Genomic DNA, 21,307 nt, shown 5'->3' with positions numbered 1-21,307 from the left:
AGCTGCATTTAATCTTTATCTAATTCTGAAGTTTTTTTCGTGTCTTTCATTCTTGCATATACAATCAGAGAAAAAAGTATACATGCTGTGATATACCAATAGAATAATGATTCCATATTTATCTTTTTGAGCCATAGGGCAATATATTCAGCAGTTCCCCCAAAAATAGCAACAGTAAGGGCATAAGGAAGACCTACACCCAGAGCCCTGATCTCTGAAGGAAAGAGTTCTGCTTTTACTACTGCATTAATTGAAGTATATCCGCTAAGAATAATTAAGGCAATCATAATTAAAAAGAAGGCAGCCCACGCAGAAGTAATCACACTCAGCATCGTAAGAAGAGGGACTGTGCATATTGTTCCAAGAATTCCAAAACCAATTAATAAAGGTTTTCGGCCTATTTTATCAGACAACATCCCAAATATCGGCTGCAGGCATGCGAAAATAAATAAAGAAACAAATGAAATCAGTGTAGACTGCTCTTTGCTGAGATGCACTGTATTGACCAGGAATTTTTGCATATAGGTAGTATAGGTATAAAATGCCAGCGTTCCTCCCAATGTAAGCCCCACTACAGTAAGTACAGCTTTGGGATGCTTCAGGAGTTCTTTGATGGTCCCTTTCTTTTCATTAGAGGCTTTGTTTTTAAAAGCTTCCGTTTCATGAAGGCTTGATCTTAGATACAGGGCAATCACAGAAAGAAAAGCGCCTACTACAAAAGGAATTCTCCAACCCCAATTTTCCAGCTGTGTTTCTGTGAGAACTAATTTCTGTAAAATGAGTTGAATTCCTAAAGCTATAAGCTGTCCGCCAATTAAAGTCACATATTGAAAGCTTGAATAGAAACCTCTTCTTTTTTCATCTGCCATTTCACTCAGATACGTAGCCGAAACACCATATTCTCCTCCTACACTTAATCCTTGAAGAAGTCTTGCAATCAACAACATGACAGGAGCTAAGATTCCTATAGTTTCATAAGTAGGAGTAAGGGCAATGAGCAGTGAACCGAAAGACATCAGCAAAACGGAAAGGGTCATAGCTCTTTTTCTTCCAATTTTATCTGCAATACTTCCAAACATCCATCCGCCAACAGGACGCATGAGGAAACCTACAGCAAAAATTCCGGCGGTATTAAGCAGCTGGGCATTAAGATCGGAATCCGGGAAAAATGAGTTTGAAAAATAGATGGCAAATGCGGCATACGCATACCAGTCATACCATTCTACCAGATTTCCTATTGAACCGCCAATAATGGCTTTGATTCTCTGTGAAGTTGTAATTTGAGTTGTATTCATAGAAAAATAATTTTAAAGTACGATGAAAAGCCCCAGCAGAAATTCTCCCTTTCTGTCGAAAATTGTTTTGGAAACCGCGTCATATAGAGGTCTGCTGCTATACTGAGCTACAATTTTTGCATTCTGGCCATAGAGAAATAAATTAGCACCAATGTCATAGTAACTTCCTTTTTCCTGCAATGCTTTCATATCTTTTAAAGCATAGCTGAAAAATGGCTGAACTTTCAGAATTTTACTGAATTTAGGAAGTACAAAACCTGCCTGAGTAAAGAATATATTTCCGGTTCCCATTAAAATTCTGTTATTTCCTGCTCCTTCCAGTGCTTTTTGTCCTGTAAATCCGGGATCTGCGGTGCCAGGGTTCATAATGCCGCTTGTTCTTAAATAGTTAGGTCCATAGTTATAATGATAAAAAACACCATATAAAGTAAGTCCCATTTCTTTCTTTTTATCCCCAACGGGAATTTCAGAATAGATATCAGTACCCAAAACCGAAGTATTATGAGACTCAAAAACATTTTCTTTGGGCTGAGTCTGAGTAGCATTTTTATTCGTATAAAATCCCGCTCCCACATTCAGTACTTTTTTTACGGCAAGGTTATTTCCTGCCAGAAAAGAAGTTGCTGTAATTTCTTTATTGAAAAACTGATAATAGGCATATCCTGCAAATGATAATTTTCCATTCTGATTATTATCTACAGCGCCGCTTCCTACACTGGGTTTTAAGTTTGTTGCAAAAGGTTTATTAACACTGAATCTATAATTAAGCCTGTCGAATTCCCCATGTACAAATACCCCAAACTGCCTGGAAAACTGATCTGAAATTTCAATCGTGGGAAAATTAAAAATAGGAAGATCTCCGGCCAGCATTTTGGTGGTGCTTCCATTGGTCATCCGGCTTACTCCATTCCAGGAATGAAGCCCTACACCGAAGTAAAGGCTATTTTTATTAGGTAACCCTGTCTGAAAATCATTTCTTGGAATAATTGCTAATTCATTGTAGGCATCATGGAAAAAGAAAGCGGCCTTTTTTCCTGCTCCGTTTGTTCCGGTACCAGAGCCTCCTCCGGAGATGAAATTCTGATTGTTCGCTCCTACCTGAAGAAATACAGAATAAAAAGGAGTAATCTGGCTTTGTATCGTTACCCTCATTCTTCGCATTCCCGCATCGTAAGTCTCCTGCTGTGGGACAGAATTGACGGCTGTGCCCGGATTATTTTCAATACTTCGAAGCCACATCTGGCTGGAAACACTGAATTTTAGCCATTTGTCTCCTTTAGGAGTAAGATTGATCTTAAGCTCACCAATATCTAAGGGATTTTTTTCTGCTGCAGTTTCGGATGTTCCAGGTTTAAGAGTGTCCTGGCTGTAAGCCATCTGAGACCCTATTAAACCCAGAATGAATAATATTCTTTTCATATGTGGTTTTATTTGCACCTAAGCAATACATAAATTCTGAAGAAATTCTGAAGTTGTTACTGATGTGTGATTTTTGTTATTATATTTTTGTTTTACAGTGTTTTAATTTGTGAAGTATATTGTAACGACATGTCGGTTATTGCTAAAATGGTAAGAGATCTTCTTTTGGTAGATCTCCAAAATTCTCTTCACCAATGCCAAACCAATCCCGATAGAGTTTTGATTGGGGTTGCCACGCTTGAATCTCTGGAATAATTCTTCAGTGGGCAGAGCAGGAGGATAGCCGGTGTTGGAGATCTCAAAAAAATGTTCAGTAAGCTTTAAGCGAATATCACCATTATCCATATTGTGTTTTCTGGCATTACTGATAAGGTTATTGATGATGATGGCTGCCAGGTTTTCATCGAAGCTTAAAAAAATATCATCCTGAATATCAATAATCACAGAGAGATTTTGAAGAATAAATAGTTCTTCAAAGTACTGCAGTCTTTCTCGTAAGATTTTGGAAAAATTGATGGAATTGGCTGTTTTTTTCTCAAAATGTTCCAGTTTTGCCAGAAGAATAAGGGATTGATTGATAGAAGAGAGTCTGTCCAATTCATTATTCATCATATCTAAGGTGGTGAGCTGGTACTCAGAAAGCTGACTGTCCATCAGCAGTTCTATCTTCCCTTTCATAGAAGCCAGAGGAGTCTGGAGTTCATGAGAAGTGTTTTCAGAAAGTTCTTCCAGCAGATTATAATCTTTTTTTGAATTATCAGACATTTTCAGCAGAAACTGATTAAGCAGTTTGAATTCTTTGATGTTGGTCTCCATAAGATTCATCTGACAATGATCTTTTAAATTGAATTTTTTAATCTCGTCCAGAGAACAATAGAACGGCTCCAGAATGCTTTTTGACACAACTGTACTGACAATGATTGTTAGAATGATCAGAAATATTGTTATCCATGCAATCACCATCAGAATACTTGTTAGAAACTGGTGCTCAATGATCGTAATGTAACGGATGCTTTTTATGGAATATTTTTTTTTGTGAATGACCAGATAATCCGTTACTTCTATCTTATTGATATACGACTGTGTTTTATGGTCCCAAATATACTTTTCTTTAATTTTTTTCGCCTTAGGTATGGTATGAGAATCAGGAAGGATATTCACTGCAGGATTCTGTCTGAAAAGAGTGTAATCATAAAATGGATCTCGTTCCAGCTGATGGGCCGCCTGCATATTCTGGGCTTGTAGTTTTAGAATAGCAGAACGAACGGTGGTTCTTTCAAGAGCAAAATACATAATGATAAAACCCGTTCCCAGAACAAAGAATACCAAACAGGCAAAAGCCCTTGCAAACCGTAAACTTAAACTCATTTGTCAATCCACTTATAGCCCAATCCATAGACAGTCTGCAGATAATCTTTACCTCCTGATTCTATGAGCTTTTTTCTTAGATTTTTCAAATGTTGATATACAAAATCAATATTGTCAATACTATAGGTGTAATCTCCCCATAAATGACTGGCGATGGCCTGCTTGGTCAGCATTCTGTTTTGGTTGTTGATAAAATAGATCAAAAGATTTAATTCCTTTTTGGTTAAACTGATCAGCTGATTACAGATACTGCACGCCTTAGATTCCAGATCTATTGATATTTCATTGAAGATAAGATGTCGGTGGGTTTCCGGGGTTTTCCTCCTGAAAACAGCTTTTATCCTGGAATGAAGTTCAGGAAGTGGGAAAGGTTTTGTAATATAATCATCGGCACCTTCATCCAGTCCTGCTAATTTGATGTCTAATGAATCTCTTGCTGATACAATGATTACACCTGTTCCCGCAGAGCAGGTTTTAATATGTTTTAAAATATCCAGACCATTTCCGTCGGGAAGCATCAGATCAAGAAGAATACAATCATACTCAAAAAGTTCAATCTTTTCGAATGCTGTTTGGGCATCGCATGCAATTTCACAGATATAATCTTCATTTTTCAGATAATCAGTGATATTGATGATCAGATCTTTATGGTCTTCTATAATTAAGATTTTCATAGGAAATATTATCTGAGTTGAGCATAACAATAAAAACATCGTGTTTCAAATGGACACAAGGTTTTTTAATTATTTTTTATGTACTTGATTTCGGTCTCCCAATCTAACAAGATCAACTGTGTTTTTAATATTCAGTTTTTTATAAATCCTTGCTTTGTAGGTGCTTACTGTAGATAGGTGAAGGTTTAATTCATTTGATATTTCAATATTTCCGTAACCCTTAACCAGCAGATTAAATATTTCCTTTTCTCTTTCTGATAAAGCTTCCAGTGGATTTATTGGAGTGTCTTTTTTTGCAGAAGAAACCAGTTTTTTCACAATCTCCGGAGAGTAGTAGGTTCCGGTTTCAAAGATTTGCTGAACTGCTTCCAGGATATTGTTTTCGTCAGATAGTTTATTAATATATCCATCGGCGCCTTCAATGATATACTGTACTGCGATGTCATTGTCATATACAGAGAAAACCAGAATTTTAAGATTAGGCTGTATTTTTTTTAATTCACCAATCATGCTTAAATATTTACTTTCCGGCATATTGATATCGAGGATGAGCAGATTGAACTGTTCTGCGTATAACTTATCTGTGAGTTCCGTATAGGATTCTGCACAGGAAATCTGTACATCTTTGTAGTGGGATTCTAAAATCAGGGTAGTGCCTAATCTTACTACAAAATGATCATCTGCAATAATAATTTTTCTAGTCATATTTTTGTTTTTTTATTTTAATCGATACTATAGTTCCTTGTGGTTTATTGTTTTTAAATTCAATTTTACCATTGATCATCATAAGCAACTGAAGGATGAGATGTAATCCTAAACTGTATTTTTGTAAAACCAGTTTTTCATTTTCAATATTGTCCTGAAGCTTTTCATAATAAGTCATCTGTTCCTTGCTCATTCCTTTACCGGTATCTCTTACTTCCAGAAAAAAGATAGTATCATCTTCAATGGTAGAGAGCTCTATAATTCCATTAGTGGTATTTTTAATTGCATTATCGATAAGGTTATGGATAATAACTGCTACCACATTCTGGTTGATCTTTGAATAGGTAGGATCTTTAATATTGTTGACGATAAGAGTATTTTGCTCTTTGGCAGCCACCTCAAAAAGTGTTTTTTTAGCTTCCACAATTTCGTAAACATTATACGTTTCATTTTTTTCAGAAATATTATAAATCTCTGCATATTCTTTTAAGGTTTTCACGAAATTGTAAAATTCTACCGAAGATTTGTAGAAACTTTCAAAATGTTTCTTTTGTATGTAACGATCATGTTCGTCAGTCTCATATAACTTTTTGGCGGTTATAGATAAGAACTTTATAGGAGTAATAATATCATGGCTTATGGTTTCCAATAGTTTTTTCTGCTGTACACTCTCTTTTCGCAGCTGCTCCTTGGTATATTCTAGTTTTGAAACTGTTTTTGAAAGTTTCCGGGTTCTTATTTCAATGATTTCTTCAAGTTCCTTCTTTTTTAATATTTGTCTTTTTATTCTAAGTTTTATCAATTTCAATGTAAATACAGATATAAAAAATAGAATAAAAAACTTAAAGATGAGTATCTGATAAAACAGTTGTTTTACACTGATATTCATTGTTTTATACATATAATTCCCTTTTGGAGAAGTTAATACCCTCACAATAAGCTGATATTGGCCCGGCTCCAGATTTGAAATATAATACTTCCCATCATTGTTTACCCTTTCCCACTTTTCATTCTTTGAACCTTTTAGTTTTGCTTCAATAACCAGATTGGTTCTATTGGAATAGTAGGGAACATCTACTAATATTATTGCTTTATAAAAATTATTTTCCAGAATAATATTTTGCCCTTTTATATAGCTTTTGGGATCATAAAAAATAACCCGTTCCAGAAAGATGTTTTTAGGATAATAACTTCTTATTTTCTGGGGATTGAAAAATACAAGACCCTTAATGGAAGGAAATACAAAATTTCCATTTTGAAGAACTGAAGCACTTGGAGAGCAGCCACCATTGAACTCATTGGTATTAAAGCCGTCTTCCTTGCTGTACCGATAATAGTTAGGTATCGTTTTTCTGTCTTTAGCATATTGCAGAAGGTTGTTTTTCAGTACCTGGAATAATCCATTATTGGTACTGATCCAGATAAAACCTTTTTTATCTTCCAGGAGAGTATGCGAAAATAAAAGATATCTGTTTTTATCTTCCGGCATTTTAATGAGTAGCTTATTCTTATATAAAAAGAAGCCATTTCCCTGGGTCGTGATCCAAAAATTTCCATCCTCTGTTTTTGTAATTTCTCTTACATGTAACGGGGTGCCAGATATTTTTTTAGGAATAAAAGTAGGGGCTTCTATTGAATATAAAGCATCTCTGGTTCCTACCAGCCACTTATCATGGTCATATTCATGAACTGTGGTTACAATATTGGGAATGGAAAATTGTAAGAATGGGATTTTAAAATCAGAGTCTCTGTAAAAGGTAAGGAGAGATTTCAGTATAGGTTTGTGAAATGTTACAATGAAAAAATTTTTCGCCCTCCATGCATAAGAGGGTTCCCTTTTAAAAGCAAGTTTTTCTTTTTTAGAATAATTAGATTCTTTAAGATAACGCAGTAAACTTGATTTCTGCTGAACAAGAATATTCTTTTGATTATCATACAGTAAAAAAAAATTGCTTGTTGTATCAAAATGATACTGTTTTACCAATCCGTTTTCATTGTATACATCACCTAAGGAAGTGATTACCTTATCATTTTCAAAAGGAAGTATTGAATAAAAGATATTTTCATAGGATTTATCTGATTTGTTGACAACATGAAAATTGTTGAATTTTATTACATTCAATCCATCTGATAATGTTCCAAGGTACAGCTTATTGTTCACTTCATCATGATAAATGGCGGATAAAGAGTTTTTATTAAGATCATAATCTGCTAATTTTTTAAAACTAAAAGTATTATGCTCATAACCTATTTTATACAGTGTATGATTCAGGATAATAAAAGATTGATTATTGATCTGGCTCCAGTACACTTCTATACCATTTTTAAAGAAAATCTCAGGGGCATCCAGGTAAGTGATTTGGTTAGGAGAAATTTTAATTATTTTTTTTAATGATCTTGAAATGATAAAAATAGTCTGGTCAAAACAAAAGGTATCTGAAATATAGTTTTTAGGTAGATTCTTCAGCGTTGTAACTTTATGATCCTTGTATTGTATGGTTCCGTCATGCAACAAGTGATAATAGTTTTTCTTATCAAAATAAATAAAGAAATCTTTATCTTCAAACTGATCTGATATAGCATTCTTAGTAAAAATAAAGTCCGAGTTACTTTCACGCAATACTCTTTGCAGGCAGAGCGATTTATGAGTAAGAATACTTACATTTCTTTTAGATATTAATGCCGTATTTTCGTCGAAAGCTGTTGCATTGTAAATTGTATCTTTCTTTGAATTTCCAAAAAAAGAGGTAAATCTGTTGTTTTTAAAGTTGAGATGATTATAGGTGACAAAATTATTTCCGTCATAACGTACCAATCCGTTTTCTGTACTGATCCAGATGAATCCGTATTTATCTTTAATAATATCCTTTACACTGTTCTGAGGAAGGCCATTGTCTGTATCATACCATATTGAAGCTGTTTGCTGACTGTAGTACAGTTGTGTAGTTATGAAAAATATAAATATAAGTTGTTTATAAAACATTTTTAATACTTGTAATTATAAAGTATTCATGGTCTAGTATTATAAAATTAATAAATTTTGAAAGCCAGTAGAAGTGTTGGGTGTCGTTTTAAAACTACACGCTTTTAAATTTAAAATGATAGCCACGTCAATTTCCATGGCTTTTTTAGAGTGATTGATGGATGTTAATTAAATACTTGGTAAACTTGGTGTTCCGTAATGGATACAGAACCTATTTGTTTTGATATCCTGTTGAGAAAGTTATTGATAATAACGTTGGGATAAACAATATTTGTTCTCTTTATTATAAAATAAAATCAGTAGGTATCAGACGAATATCCAATTACTGATTTTTTGCATTTTGAAGAAAAATTATTATACTCTCAATAGGTAAAAAAAAATAGATCCTAGAATCTATTTTTCTTTAGTATAAATTTCTTCGATGTTAGAATTTCTGGCTAAAGAAGAATTTGTTAGCAATTAAATACCTATTTTTCTTTACTGTAAGTTTGAGCAACATTATTTTTAGGGTCTCCAATTAAAGATACAACCGTTAACGATGTATTATCAAGTTTTTGAATAAGTAAGGTGTCAATATCGCTAGAGGTAGAAGGCTGTGCTACTCCTACAGTACGACTCCATAGAAATAGGGTATCGTGAGAAACTTTCCATTGTTCATATAGCAACGTGTGTATATTTATTGATGCTGCGGTACCATTTTCCCGAAGCTCAATACCCTCCTTTTCCTTTTCCTGTCCTGGAATAGGTTGTACCCATTTTCCTACAAGTTTAGCTTTAACATCTGATGTTTTATTTGAACTAACTTCTGTATTTTCTTTTTTGGGAGAAGTGCACGCTGTCAAAATACCCAAGATAATTAGTGATAATACCTTTTTTTTCATAATGCTTATGTTTTTATGTATGTCTTGTAAATGTCTTCGGTATAAACTTCTTATACCAGCCTATCAATTGTTTCTAGCTATGTCTAATTAACCATGATATTTTTATCAGGTGTTTAATTTTTTTGACTTAGCAAAATTAAGTAATTGTTCTCTAAATTATGTTTAAATGAGTGTAGTTATTAAACTACACGATATGCCATTTAAAGTGTCTTGAAGAAATTTGTTTGAGAAAAAAATAAGTTTATTTTATAAAATATAGTAGATGATATCTATTGATGTTTAGCTACTCGATAGATTTAATTAATTTTTATGATTGAATTTATTAAGATGAATCCACTAAATCATCTCTCTATATTTGCCCCACTATAAAATAAAAAATTATGAAAAAAAATGTTTTGTTAGCGGGAATCCTGATAGCATCAACAGTCTATTCTCAACAGTTGACAACTAATACAGGAAGTCCTGTAGGAGATAATCAAAATTCTAAAACAGTAGGTAATAACGGACCGGTATTGCTGGAGGATATTCATTTAATTGAAAAACTGGCTGCTTTTGACAGAGAAAGAATTCCTGAAAGGGTAGTGCATGCAAGAGGAGCAGGAGCCATAGGTGAATTTGTTGCAGATGCTGATTTTTCTGATGTTACAATGGCTGATTTTTTATCAAAGGCTGGTAAGAAAACTCCGGTATTGGTAAGATTCTCTACCGTAGTACATCAGCAGGGATCTCCGGAAACTTTTAGGGATCCAAGAGGATTTGCTGTTAAGTTTTATACGGATCAGGGAAATTATGACTTGGTAGGTAACAATTTACCGGTGTTTTTTATCAGAGATGCAATTAAGTTTCCAGATATGGTACACGCTTTTAAACCTTCTCCGGTTACTAATAATGCTTCCGATAATAACAGGGTGTTTGATTTTATGGCTAATATCCCGGAGGCTACCCATATGCTGACATGGTTGTTCTCTGACAATGGAATTCCTGCCAATTACAGAGAGATGCAAGGAAATGGAGTACATGCTTTTAAATGGATCAATGCAAAAGGAGAAATAACCTATGTAAAATACAAGTGGGTTCCCAAGCAAGGTGAAAGAAATCTTACGCAGGAAGAAGCTGATAAAATCCAGTCTACACAAATAGAACATGCAACAAGAGATTTATATAATTCTATCCAGAATAAAGACTTTCCAAAATGGGATTTATATGTGCAGATGTTGAAAAAGGATGATTTTGAAAAGCTCGATTTTAATCCGGTAGATGTAACTAAAGTATGGCCGGAATCTATCGCAAAATCAGTGAAAGTGGGAACGATGACCCTTAATCAAAATCCAACAAATTATTTTCAGCAGGTAGAACAGGCTGCTTTTTCTCCTGGTACTCTTGTTCCGGGAATAGAACCATCAGAAGATAAACTGTTACAGGGAAGATTATTCTCATATTTTGATACTCAAAGACACAGAATTGGAGGGAACTTCCAACAGTTACCAATTAATGCAGCAAAAAATAATGTGACAACATATAACCAAAACGGCTATATGTCTATGAGAGCTCAGAACGGAGAGGTAAACTATCAGCCTTCAACAACTAAGCCTGAAGTTACTGATAATAAAAAGTTCAAATACTCCCAAACTGTTTTCCCTGCAGGTACATCTACAGCACAAGCTAAAATCGATAAAGAAAACAACTTTAAACAAGCTGGAGAACTTTATCGGTCTTTCTCTAAAAAAGATCAGGATAACCTGATTAAAAATCTGGGTAGTGCTCTGAGCAGTGTTGAGAATAAAAAAGTAGTGGCTAAAATGATCTCCTATTTCTATCAGGCAGATGCAGAATATGGAAAGCGACTGGCTCAATATGTTAAAATGGATCGTCAGCAACTGGAATCTTTATTGTCTTCAAAATAGAAATAATGAAATATCTTTTTTCTATCATCATGATGCTTCTTACAATGAGCAGAATGAGTGCGCAGGATATTTTTTCTTATGCAAAGACAGGTGATGTAGAAGCAATTTCTCAGTTTAAAAAAGAGGTCAATTCTAAAAATGAGGAAGGATATACTCCTTTAATACTTGCCGTATATCATAATCATGAAAAAGTGGTAAAATGGTTGCTTGAAAATGGAGCTCAGCCTGATCTTCAGGATAATAACGGTAATACGGCACTAATGGGAGCTACGTTTAAAGGACATAAAGAAATGATCTTGTTGTTGATTTCCCATAAGGCAAATATAAACATCAAAAACTATAATGATGCAACGGCTCTTATCTATGCTGCTGTTTTTGCAAGAACTGAAATCCTAAAACTGCTCTTAGAGAACGGAGCAGATAAAAATGCTAAGGATAATAGAGGCAATACGGCTTTGCAGCATGCCGTGATGCAAAATAATGAAGAAGCTGTAAAGCTGCTTCAATCATTATAATTTCGGAGAATAATAGTTTTTCTACCAACTTTTGTAATATTCCTCCTATCAATTTGGTAGGAGGATCTTTATTATGTGATATCGGATTGTACAAAAATAACTGCTGGTTTATTGATGTGGTAAACATTTACAGAGGTTTGTAATTTTTTAACTACATGAGTAAGATATATTACTACATGTATGGCAATTTGTTTTTACAGTGGAAAGTTGAATTTTTCACATCCCGTATTTTAAATTTGTACCATCAAAATGAATTAGTTCCATTCTTGAAAAATAAAAGGATTATTAAGTCAGTAATGATGAAAATGCAAATAAAAACATTATAAAATATATTTAAATTCCCCAAAAGTATTAAAAAAGCCATCCGTAGAACAATATATTTATGTAAGGTAATACACCTTTATAAAGATTATATTTCTACTTTTTGTTTATTCTTAAACAAAAACCTCATTTTTTCCTATTCCATTTTTAAGTAAAGGAATGTTTTTTCTGTTTTGTGCTAACACTGCACAAGTGGATATAAGAATCAGATTTATTTGCTTATCCCATATTTTTCACTTCAAAAAAGTTTAAATACTAAAATTAAAACAATGAGAAAAAATTTAACAACTTTATTTACAGCAGCCCTATTGGTAACTTCTGCTGGTGTTTTTGCACAGACGGCAGGTGTAGGGATTGATACTACAACGCCTAACTCCACATTGGATGTTAATGGAAAACTAGGGGCTACTGATCTTGACGGACTTCAGGCACCGAGACTTACCCGCGCACAGCTTTCCGCGAAAGGAGATGCTCTTTATGGAGCTAATCAAAAAGGAGCATTGATATATATTACAGATATCTCAGCAGGTAACAATACCGGACCAAGAGTAAATATTGACGCTATTGGCTACTATTATTTTGATGGTACAGTATGGCAGAAACTGATCAGTTCTTATAACAATATTTATAATGCAAATGGTACTCTTACAGGGACCAGAGTTTTAACACAAGACGATAAAACCCTTACAATTGCAAATGACCTATCTGCTTCACCCGGTGGAGGGCAAAAGACAGTATTTAGCAATAAGTTTGGTTATGGTATGATTCAAGATTCCGGATCGGGTACTAGAGCGACAATATCTTTACAAAATGGTGGCAATCCAAGTCTCCATATTTTTACTGATACAAACTCACAAGCCCAAATGAATGCAACTGGAAATAGTACGGGTTTATCAATAGGAACAGGCTTTACTGCAGCACCCAGTGGAATTCAATTCGTTACAACACCAGCTGCCTCAACTAACGGAGCAACACAGTTTTCCATAGAGCCGAATGGGAATTCCTTTTTTGTTCAAAATTTAGGTATCGGATATTCCACCACGACCTTTGCACCAGGTGAAAAATTGAAAGTAAGCGGAAGTATTACGACAGCAACAACTACCTATCCCGATTATGTATTCGAAGAGTATTATAATGGAAAGTCTTTACTGAATTCTAAATATAAATTTTTAAATATTTATGATACAGAAAAATTTATTAAAGAGAACAATCATTTACCTGGAGTAACTTCTATTAATGATTTAGCAAAAACGGAAAATGGACTTTACTCATTTAATTTATCAGAACTTTCAACCCAGACATTGGAGAAGGTTGAAGAACTTTACTTGCATGTTATAAAACAGCAAACACAGATTGATGCTCAAAAAGAACAAATCAATAAACTTCTTCACTTAACCCAAAAATTACAAAAGAAAATTAAGTCAAAAAAGCATTAATAAAATTGTATTAACAACTTTACGATTCTGATAGAATACAGATGATTAAAAAAACGGAATATTTATTCCGTTTTTTTAATTTACATACATTTAGCAGGTACTTCAATAGATTATTAAAAAAAAAAACTAAATATAGGAGGTTATTTATGTTTGTGTGTCTGGTTTTTATCGCCCAGTCTTACAAGATCAACCGTAGTTTTAATATTCAACTTTTTATAAATTCTTGCTTTATAAGTGCTCACAGTAGAAAGGTGGAGGTTTAATTCATTTGATATTTCAATATTTCCATAACCTTTAATCAACAGATCAAATATTTCCTTTTCTCTTTCTGATAATGTTTCAAGTGGATTTACAGGATTGTTTTTTTTAGCTGAAGAAACGAGTTTTTTTACAATATCCGGAGAATAATAGGTTCCGGTTTCAAAGATTTGCTGAACTGCTTCCAGGATATTGTTTTCGTCAGATAGTTTATTAATATATCCATCGGCGCCTTCTATGATATACTGCACCGCAATATCATTATCATACACAGAAAAAACCAGAATTTTAAGATTGGGATGCATCGTTTTTAATTCACCAATCATACTTAAATATTTGCTTTCCGGCATATTGATGTCCAGGATTAGTAGATCGAATTGTTCAATATGTAGCTTTTCTATGAGTTCCGTATAGGATTCTGCACAGGAAATCTGTACATCTTTGTAGTGGGATTCCAAAATCAGGGTAGTGCCTAATCTTACTACAAAATGATCATCTGCAATAATAATTTTTCTAGTCATTTTTTTGTTTTTTAATTTTAATTGATATTATTGTTCCTTGTGGTGTATTATTTTTAAATTCAATTTTGCCATTGATCATCATGAGTAGCTGAAGGATGAGGTGTAATCCTAAACTGTATTTTTGTAAAATGAGTTTTTCATTTTCAATATTGTCCTGAAGCTTTTCATAATAGATCATTTGTTCCTTACTCATTCCTTTACCCGTATCTTTTACCTCCAGGAAGAGGGTCTGGGTGTATTCAAAGGTAGAAAGCTCTACGATTCCATTGATGGTATTTTTAACTGCATTATCTATAAGGTTGTGGATGATGACTGTTATTACATTTTGGTTGATTTTTGAATAGGTAGGATCTGTTATACTATTAATGATAAGAGTGTTTTGTTCTTTAGCAGCAACATCAAAAAGAGCTTTTTTGGCTTCTACCAGTTCATAAATATTATAAGTTTCATTCTTTTCAGAAATATTATATATCTCCGCGTATTCTTTTAAGGTTTTCACGAAATTGTAAAATTCTACTGAAGATTTGTAGAAGCTTTCAAAATATTTCTTTTTTATGTAACGATCATGCTCGTCAGTTTCGTATAACTTTTGAGCTGTGATGGATAAAAACTTTATAGGAGTAATGATATCATGGCTTATCGTCTCTAATAATTTTTTCTGTTGTATGCTCTCTTTTCTCAGCTGTTCCTTGCTATATTCTAATTTTGAAACTGTTTTTGACAGTTTCCGGGTTCTTGTTGCAATAATTTTTTCAAGTTCCCTTTTTTTCTTTTCCTGCCTTTTTATTCTTATTTTAAAAAGAGTAAATACAATAAGAATAAATAGTAAAGCAATAAAGAACTTAAAAATAAGTGTTTGATAAAATAAATATTTTACATTGATATTGAGTGTTTTGTATAGGTATTTTCCTTCGGGGGAATACAATACTCTTGCAATAAGCTGATATTGGCCTGGCTCCAGGTTGGAGATATAATATTTACCATCACTATTTACCCTTTCCCATTTCTCATTCTTGGAGTCTTTCAGTTTTGCTTCGATAACCATATTAGCTCTGTTGGCATAATAAGGAACATCCACTAATATAATTGCTTTATAAAAATCGTTTTCCAGATTAATATTCTGTCCTTTTATACTGCTTTTGGATTCATAAAATATAACCCGCTCCAAAAAGAAGTTTTTAGGATAATAGCTTCTTATTTTTTCAGGATCAAAAAACACCAGACCTTTGATAGATGGAAATACAAAATAGCCATTCTGAAGGACTGAAGAGCTGGGAGCACATCCACCATTGAACTCATTGGTATTAAATCCGTCTTCCTTGCTGTATCGGTAATAGTTAGGTAAAGTTTTCTTATCTTTAGCATATTGCAGTAAGTTGTTTTTGAGTACTTTGAATAAACCATTATTAGTGCTGATCCAGAGGAATCCTTTGTGGTCCTCCAGAATAGTATGGGCAAATAAAAGATATCCGTTTTTATCTTCCGGCATTTTAATAAGTTGGCCCTTATTATAAAGGAAAAAACCGTTTCCCTGAGTCATAATCCAAAAATTTCCATCCTTTGTCTTTGTAATTTCTCTTATATGTAAGGGCTTGGTGGAAATTTTTTTAGGGACAAATGTTGGTGCTTCTATTGTATATAAAGCATCTCTGCTTCCTATCAGCCACTTATTATGAGTCAACTTCTGTACTGAAGTGACAATATTGGGAACCGAAAATTGTAAAAAGGGATCTTTAAAACTGGAGTCTTTATAGAAGGTGAGCTGAGATTGTAATGAAGGTTGCTCATGAAATGCAATAATATAGTAATTGTTGACATTTAATACATGAGATGGTGTTCTCTCAAAATATATAGATTCACTTTTCGAGTAGTTGGAGTTTTGAAAAAAACGGAGTAATGAAGTCCCATTTTGAACAATAATATTTTTTTTACTGTCATACAACAGGAAATATCGGCTTGTCGTATTAAAATGATACTGTTTTATCAGTCCGTTTTCATTGTATACATCTCCAGAGGAGGTAATTACTTTATTATCTTCAAAGGGAAGTATTGAATAAAAGATATTTTCATAGGATTTATCCGATCGGTTGGCTACATGAAAATTATTAAACTTGATGACATTCAATCCATCTGATAATGTTCCGAGATATAATTTATTGTTGATGTCATCATGATAGATGGAAGCTAAGGAGTTTTCATTAAGATCATAATGGATCATTTTTTTTAAACTAATTTCATTATCCTGAAAGGATACTCTATACAAGGTATTATTATGAAAAAGAAAGCATTGATCATTAATTTGGCTCCAATATACTTTCACATTATTTTGGAAAAAAATATCCTCGGCATCTAAATATCTGACTTGCCCTGACGAAATTTTGATAATTTTTTTTAATGTTCTGGAAATGATAAAAATATTTTGTCCCAAACAAAAAGTATTGGTTATATAATTCTTATGCAGTTTCTTTATGGGCACTATCTTTTTATCATTATATTGTATAATTCCATTATTAAATAGATGATAGGTGTTTTTTTTACCAAAATAAATAAAGAAGTCTTTATGATCTATTTTTTCAGGAGTTCCATTTTTTACAAATAATCCATATAACTTGCTTTCATGCAATGCTTTTTTTACACAATTGGTCTGATAACGTAAAGTGTTTATGCTTCTTTTATTAAGTAAAACTATGTTTTCTGTATAAGCAGTAAAATTATAAATAGAGTCTTTTTCTACACTACCAAAAAATGTAGTAAATCTGTTGTTTTTAAGATTAAGATGATTATAAGTAACAAAATTATATCCGTCATAGCGTACTAAGCCGTTTTCTGTGCTCAGCCATATAAACCCATGTTTATCTTTAATAATATCTTTTACACTATTCTGTGGAAGTCCATTATCAGTGTCATACCATGCAGAATCGGCTAGTTGGCTGTAACAACATTGTATCCATATTAATAGCAGGAATGTAAGTGTTTTAACTGACATTGTTAATTATAGTGTTTTATTTTTGTGTTTTTGTCTTACATATTTAATTATTGTTATAAATGTAGTAAATATTACTCGCTTTTAAAAGAATTAAATGTCATTTATAAACTACATGTAATATTATTAAAAATTACAATAACGGTAATATATATTTACAGTAATTATTTTAGTTTTTATTAAGGTTGTCAGATATTTGCAACAATAATTTATTACTTGATTTAACAATTTAAGTTAAATGTGTTCCCAAACATTTTAATCAAAAATTTCAAGGTCATTTCACACAGAGGAGATAATTTCTCCTTTGTGTTTAAAGAAATAACATGTTGTACTTGATTGAATTGTTTTGTCTTAAAAAAAACAAATTGAAAAAAATAAACCTAAGTATGTTTAAAAACACAAAAGTTACATCTTTAGCAGCTGTATTATTAGGGCTGTCAACTAGCGTATTTGCGCAAACGGGAAATGTTGGGATTAATACAACATCTCCTACAAAAACAATGGATATTAATGGGCAATTGCGAGTTAGAGACTTGCCTGTTATTCCGGCAGGAACCCCTCTGGTTGCTGATGGAGAAGGAAATGTAGGAATGTTTAAGCCAGTTGATCCAAACGATTTTATTTTATATAACATTGATAGTAATGTTAGACAAAATAGTAGTGTAAATGTGCCTTTAACATCTATATTAAACCCATTGCAAACTAATGCACAGGATGGTGGAACTGGAACTACTATCCAGCCTGCTAACTGTTGGGTGGTACCTAATTCAGAAATCATTTTTAAATTTCCTGCAGGTTCTGTAAGAAGAGGTACAGCAACATGGAACACTTGGTTTGAAATGGCATATGGGTTTGATTGGTCTCAAGCAGATATAATTGGAGGTACAGGGAGAATTAGGCTGCCACTTTTCTTTCATAGCAGGGCATATGCCAGATTGTATAAAAAAACGGGCACTACCTGGAATGTTGTTAATGTAGTAACAGTGACAATGCAGACCACTCAGATTTCACCATATCTTCAAGAAGCTGCAACTAAAGATAATTCTGGAACTACATATTCGACACCAGGAAGTACAAACCAAAATTTTAGATATTTCCTATCTGCTTTTTATAGTATTGGAGATGGTACAGCAGTAACTGTTGATCCTGATAGTGAATATAAAGTAGAGTTGTTATATGGAATTGAAAACTTTTCATCAAGACAAACTCTTACGAATCCAGGTCTTTTGCAAAATTGGGGAGTACAATCCGTAGGATATAGTTTTTATAAGAATTAGATTTTTAATTACATTTTTGAATGAGCGGGATAGCAATATTCCGCCATTTGAATCTAAGGATGTAAAAATTGAAAACAAATAAGAATAAACAATTTTAATAATTGGAGGTCGATGAAAATAAATAATAAGAAAAATGTGAGCAATTATATGACTTTTCAGTTAGTTATATCGGCATTGCTTTTTTTGATCATTATTGGCCTTAGGTATTTAGGTTATTATTTATTTTCAGGAATATTTTTCTTAACAGCTTTATTGGTATTGATATATGGAGCATTAAAGAACCGGTTTATATTCGAATATGAAAATTCCGGACAAGTGGTTTCCATTAAAAACTATCAATGGCTTTCAGGTGGAAAAAAAATGCCGGTATTTGAAATGCCTCAAACAAAAATTATTAGGATAGAAACAAAGGAAAGAATCTTTCGGAAATATTTAATCATTCTTTTTTCAAATTCTTCAGGAAAAGTATTGAAAAAAAGTATTGATATTACTTTTTGTAATCAAAATCAAACAAACCAGGTTTTAGGTGATATTACGAAAAGTTTAACCGCGAAAACACAAGAACCTACTTCCAAGATATAGCAGTTGTGTTTTGAATATAAATATATTTAAGATGGAAAATTTAAAAGATATTCATATTGGATCTTTGGTATATGAGCGTGTAAATGAACAGGATATTGATATGAGCAGAATATGCAGATTCTTACATTCAACAGAAAAAGAGATTCTGGAAATGTATTCCATGAAATCATTGGATGTAGATGTACTGCTAAAATGGTCGAAATTATTGGAATATGATTTTTTTCGTCTCTATTCCAATCATTTAATATTATATGCTCCGGTTGGCAGTCAGAACAAAAATATAGTAAAATCAAAACTGCCTCAGTTCCGGAAAAGTTTATATACAAAGGAAATTATAGATTATATGCTGGAGCTTCTGGAAAATAAACAGAAGACCCAAGTTGAAATCATTAATCATTACGGAATTCCCAAATCAACATTGAACAAATGGATAAGCAAGTACAAACAATAAATACGGGACCTAATTATAAAAGGATTTACCATGATTTCATAGAGTCTAAATGTCCGGATAAAAGGGAATATGTAAAGAAATATTTATCAAAAGATACCATGTCCCTGTCTGATGTTTTAAAGATTAATAATATTATTTTTTTTGAGGGATTATCGGAAAGTCAGAAGTTCAAATCTTATGATAAAAAGACCATTTTTGAAATTCTTGATTATCAAAAAATACATAAATTAAATAATAGTCAGCTAGCCAAGCATTTTAAATTAAGCAGAAATACTGTTACAAAATGGAAACGTATCTTTTTAGTATAATCTGCATCTTTTCATCCTAAAGTAATAAGGGTTATATTACTTCGTTTTTTTCTAAGTTTTTAAAGAGTATATCTGATGGGTATACTCTTTTCTATTCTCATAGTAAAAGTAGATTATGTCTATTTAATGTCGTATTTTATTTACAAGATGTAGTTTTTATAATACATCTGTAGCTATTAATCTCTACATGTTATTTTTGCTTCTATATGATAATTAGTGGAAATTTGAATTAGATTAATGATTAGATATTGTGTAATAGTTAATGTGGTTCTAAAAACTAAAGATGAAATATTTAGAGAGAAATTTTCTCTCTAAGTTTTTTAGTCTGGAAAACAGGAGTAATGATGGAAAGTAGATTTTTACTTAATAACTATTAATCAGGATTTGTGCTTTTAATTTTTCAATTCTAAATACTAAAAATATGCGAAAAGTTTATCTTGTACTACTTTCTTTTCTTTTTTCTACTGTATCCTATAGCCAGGTTGGGATAAATACGACTACACCTGCAGGAACGTTTGACGTTGTTGGAAAAGCTACTGACCCGGCAGTTCAGGATGGCTTTTTACCTCCAAGGCTCACTGGTGATCAGTTAAAGGCTAAAGATCTTGCTTACAGTATGGCACAAAATGGGACTATGGTATTTGCTACATCTGCTGTAACCACAGTTTCTCCCAAAACCATTAATGTTACTTCTGCGGGATTTTATTATTATGATGCAGTAAATGCAGTATGGGTAGGTCTAAAAGATAATTCAAGTAATTCAGGGACGTCTTTATATGCATCCAAAGATGGAGCCTGGTCATTAGTAAATCTTGGAATTTCAGGTACTAACTGGAATAAGATCAATCTTTCTTCGCAAGATGTGAAGACAGGAACTGCTTCCCTTCTCAATACTGGAGTGTATACAGCAGCTAAAAGTGGAATTTATGAAGTAGCATTTGAAACGCAATTGGCTGGAGGTATAGATTTGAGTATTCTGGGAGGTAAAAAAATGGGGATTTTAAAAAATGGAACGACAATATTTGAGGAAAAAGTATTTGATGCAGTACGGGTTTCCATATTAGGAGTTACCCTTGCTGCGGTTCCCGTAACTTCTACGACTTTGACTGGTCTTATTAAGCTTAATGCCGGGGAAACAATTGCTTTTGCTATTGAAACTGGAGGAGTTAATTTAACTTTATTAACCGATGGAAAGGTTTCTGTATCGGTATTTAAAGTATCTGATTAAAACTGTTAATTGGAAAATAGAGTCAATTAGTGCTGAAATATGTTTATAATAATCATATACTTAAGTAGCACATAAAAATAAATAAAAAACGACAATGGAAAAAGATTTGAATGACATCAGCAAATGCCCGTTTCATAACGGAACAATGAAAAAGAGTGTAGCAGGAGGAGGAACCCAGAATTCTGATTGGTGGCCTGA

17 protein-coding genes are annotated in these 21,307 nt (G+C 32.8%); 8 read left to right on the top strand and 9 right to left on the bottom strand.

The window, feature by feature from the left end; genetic code table 11:
- Window positions 1-8: 8 nt before the first annotated feature.
- The 7 genes from NK356_RS10615 to NK356_RS10585 all read right to left on the bottom strand — a co-directional run bounded on the left by NK356_RS10615 (window position 9) and on the right by NK356_RS10585 (window position 9,325).
- Window positions 9-1,295: an MFS transporter gene (locus tag NK356_RS10615; RefSeq protein WP_034700031.1), complete on the bottom strand. Its 1,287-nt coding sequence runs from the start codon at window positions 1,293-1,295 to the stop codon at window positions 9-11.
- Window positions 1,296-1,307: 12 nt separating this feature from the next.
- Entirely contained in the window at window positions 1,308-2,714 is a 1,407-nt protein-coding gene (locus NK356_RS10610) for a porin (RefSeq protein WP_253316943.1), read from the bottom strand.
- 102 nt (window positions 2,715-2,816) lie between these two features.
- The gene (locus NK356_RS10605) at window positions 2,817-4,082 is read right to left on the bottom strand and encodes a HAMP domain-containing sensor histidine kinase (protein ID WP_253316942.1); all 1,266 of its coding nucleotides are present in this window, start codon (window positions 4,080-4,082) and stop codon (window positions 2,817-2,819) included.
- Window positions 4,079-4,756, bottom strand: a complete 678-nt coding sequence (locus NK356_RS10600; RefSeq protein WP_034700025.1) for a response regulator transcription factor — start codon at window positions 4,754-4,756, stop codon at window positions 4,079-4,081. Before NK356_RS10600 ends, NK356_RS10605 begins: the two co-directional genes overlap by 4 nt.
- 69 nt (window positions 4,757-4,825) lie before the next feature.
- A complete protein-coding gene (locus NK356_RS10595) occupies window positions 4,826-5,461 on the bottom strand; it encodes a response regulator transcription factor (protein WP_253316941.1) in 636 nt (211 codons plus the stop codon).
- Complete coding sequence (locus NK356_RS10590; protein ID WP_253316940.1) at window positions 5,454-8,444, bottom strand: two-component regulator propeller domain-containing protein; 2,991 nt, start codon at window positions 8,442-8,444, stop codon at window positions 5,454-5,456. Before NK356_RS10590 ends, NK356_RS10595 begins: the two co-directional genes overlap by 8 nt.
- 467 nt (window positions 8,445-8,911) lie before the next feature.
- A complete protein-coding gene (locus NK356_RS10585) occupies window positions 8,912-9,325 on the bottom strand; it encodes a lipocalin family protein (protein WP_253316939.1) in 414 nt (137 codons plus the stop codon).
- Window positions 9,326-9,705: 380 nt separating this feature from the next.
- Between NK356_RS10585 and NK356_RS10580 the strand changes: the two genes are divergently transcribed.
- The 3 genes from NK356_RS10580 to NK356_RS10570 all read left to right on the top strand — a co-directional run bounded on the left by NK356_RS10580 (window position 9,706) and on the right by NK356_RS10570 (window position 13,501).
- A complete protein-coding gene (locus tag NK356_RS10580; protein ID WP_253316938.1) occupies window positions 9,706-11,229 on the top strand; it encodes a catalase in 1,524 nt (507 codons plus the stop codon).
- Between the two features lie 5 nt (window positions 11,230-11,234).
- Window positions 11,235-11,744 (top strand): ankyrin repeat domain-containing protein, encoded by a 510-nt coding sequence (locus NK356_RS10575; RefSeq protein ID WP_034700016.1) that lies wholly within the window; start codon window positions 11,235-11,237, stop codon window positions 11,742-11,744.
- Between the two features lie 590 nt (window positions 11,745-12,334).
- A complete protein-coding gene (locus NK356_RS10570) occupies window positions 12,335-13,501 on the top strand; it encodes a hypothetical protein (RefSeq protein ID WP_253316937.1) in 1,167 nt (388 codons plus the stop codon).
- 140 nt (window positions 13,502-13,641) lie between these two features.
- Here NK356_RS10570 and NK356_RS10565 read toward each other — a convergent pair whose 3' ends face one another.
- Window positions 13,642-14,280, bottom strand: a complete 639-nt coding sequence (locus NK356_RS10565) for a response regulator transcription factor (RefSeq protein ID WP_034700015.1) — start codon at window positions 14,278-14,280, stop codon at window positions 13,642-13,644.
- A complete protein-coding gene (locus NK356_RS10560) occupies window positions 14,273-17,266 on the bottom strand; it encodes a two-component regulator propeller domain-containing protein (RefSeq protein WP_253316936.1) in 2,994 nt (997 codons plus the stop codon). The genes NK356_RS10565 and NK356_RS10560 overlap by 8 nt, the downstream gene beginning before the upstream one ends.
- Window positions 17,267-17,628: 362 nt before the next feature.
- On the opposite strand from NK356_RS10560, the gene NK356_RS10555 reads away from it, so the two are divergent.
- The 5 genes from NK356_RS10555 to NK356_RS10535 all read left to right on the top strand — a co-directional run bounded on the left by NK356_RS10555 (window position 17,629) and on the right by NK356_RS10535 (window position 21,109).
- Window positions 17,629-18,540 (top strand): hypothetical protein, encoded by a 912-nt coding sequence (locus NK356_RS10555; RefSeq protein ID WP_253316935.1) that lies wholly within the window; start codon window positions 17,629-17,631, stop codon window positions 18,538-18,540.
- A 111-nt stretch (window positions 18,541-18,651) separates the two neighbouring features.
- Window positions 18,652-19,122, top strand: coding sequence for a hypothetical protein (locus tag NK356_RS10550; protein WP_253316934.1), 471 nt, complete (start codon window positions 18,652-18,654; stop codon window positions 19,120-19,122).
- Window positions 19,123-19,153: 31 nt separating this feature from the next.
- A complete protein-coding gene (locus NK356_RS10545) occupies window positions 19,154-19,573 on the top strand; it encodes a helix-turn-helix domain containing protein (RefSeq protein ID WP_253316933.1) in 420 nt (139 codons plus the stop codon).
- Window positions 19,549-19,881: a helix-turn-helix domain-containing protein gene (locus tag NK356_RS10540; RefSeq protein WP_253316932.1), complete on the top strand. Its 333-nt coding sequence runs from the start codon at window positions 19,549-19,551 to the stop codon at window positions 19,879-19,881. The genes NK356_RS10545 and NK356_RS10540 overlap by 25 nt, the downstream gene beginning before the upstream one ends.
- Window positions 19,882-20,302: 421 nt before the next feature.
- Complete coding sequence (locus NK356_RS10535) at window positions 20,303-21,109, top strand: hypothetical protein (RefSeq protein WP_253316931.1); 807 nt, start codon at window positions 20,303-20,305, stop codon at window positions 21,107-21,109.
- Window positions 21,110-21,307 lie beyond the last annotated feature (198 nt).

This window comes from Chryseobacterium sp. S0630 (genome assembly GCF_024158915.1).
Classification (GTDB): domain Bacteria; phylum Bacteroidota; class Bacteroidia; order Flavobacteriales; family Weeksellaceae; genus Chryseobacterium.
The sequence above is the reverse complement of the archived record's forward strand: the minus strand, read 5'-3'. Positions and strand labels throughout refer to the sequence as shown.

Excerpts from the sequence above, each read along its gene's own strand:
- NK356_RS10615 (WP_034700031.1), bottom strand. The coding sequence starts at position 1,295 with ATGAATACAACTCAAATTACAACTTCACAGAGAATCAAAGCCATTATT.
- NK356_RS10610 (WP_253316943.1), bottom strand. The coding sequence starts at position 2,714 with ATGAAAAGAATATTATTCATTCTGGGTTTAATAGGGTCTCAGATGGCT.
- NK356_RS10605 (WP_253316942.1), bottom strand. The coding sequence starts at position 4,082 with ATGAGTTTAAGTTTACGGTTTGCAAGGGCTTTTGCCTGTTTGGTATTC.
- NK356_RS10600 (WP_034700025.1), bottom strand. The coding sequence starts at position 4,756 with ATGAAAATCTTAATTATAGAAGACCATAAAGATCTGATCATCAATATC.
- NK356_RS10595 (WP_253316941.1), bottom strand. The coding sequence starts at position 5,461 with ATGACTAGAAAAATTATTATTGCAGATGATCATTTTGTAGTAAGATTA.
- NK356_RS10590 (WP_253316940.1), bottom strand. The coding sequence starts at position 8,444 with ATGTTTTATAAACAACTTATATTTATATTTTTCATAACTACACAACTG.
- NK356_RS10585 (WP_253316939.1), bottom strand. The coding sequence starts at position 9,325 with ATGAAAAAAAAGGTATTATCACTAATTATCTTGGGTATTTTGACAGCG.
- NK356_RS10580 (WP_253316938.1), top strand. The coding sequence starts at position 9,706 with ATGAAAAAAAATGTTTTGTTAGCGGGAATCCTGATAGCATCAACAGTC.
- NK356_RS10575 (WP_034700016.1), top strand. The coding sequence starts at position 11,235 with ATGAAATATCTTTTTTCTATCATCATGATGCTTCTTACAATGAGCAGA.
- NK356_RS10570 (WP_253316937.1), top strand. The coding sequence starts at position 12,335 with ATGAGAAAAAATTTAACAACTTTATTTACAGCAGCCCTATTGGTAACT.
- NK356_RS10565 (WP_034700015.1), bottom strand. The coding sequence starts at position 14,280 with ATGACTAGAAAAATTATTATTGCAGATGATCATTTTGTAGTAAGATTA.
- NK356_RS10560 (WP_253316936.1), bottom strand. The coding sequence starts at position 17,266 with ATGTCAGTTAAAACACTTACATTCCTGCTATTAATATGGATACAATGT.
- NK356_RS10550 (WP_253316934.1), top strand. The coding sequence starts at position 18,652 with ATGAAAATAAATAATAAGAAAAATGTGAGCAATTATATGACTTTTCAG.
- NK356_RS10545 (WP_253316933.1), top strand. The coding sequence starts at position 19,154 with ATGGAAAATTTAAAAGATATTCATATTGGATCTTTGGTATATGAGCGT.
- NK356_RS10540 (WP_253316932.1), top strand. The coding sequence starts at position 19,549 with ATGGATAAGCAAGTACAAACAATAAATACGGGACCTAATTATAAAAGG.
- NK356_RS10535 (WP_253316931.1), top strand. The coding sequence starts at position 20,303 with ATGCGAAAAGTTTATCTTGTACTACTTTCTTTTCTTTTTTCTACTGTA.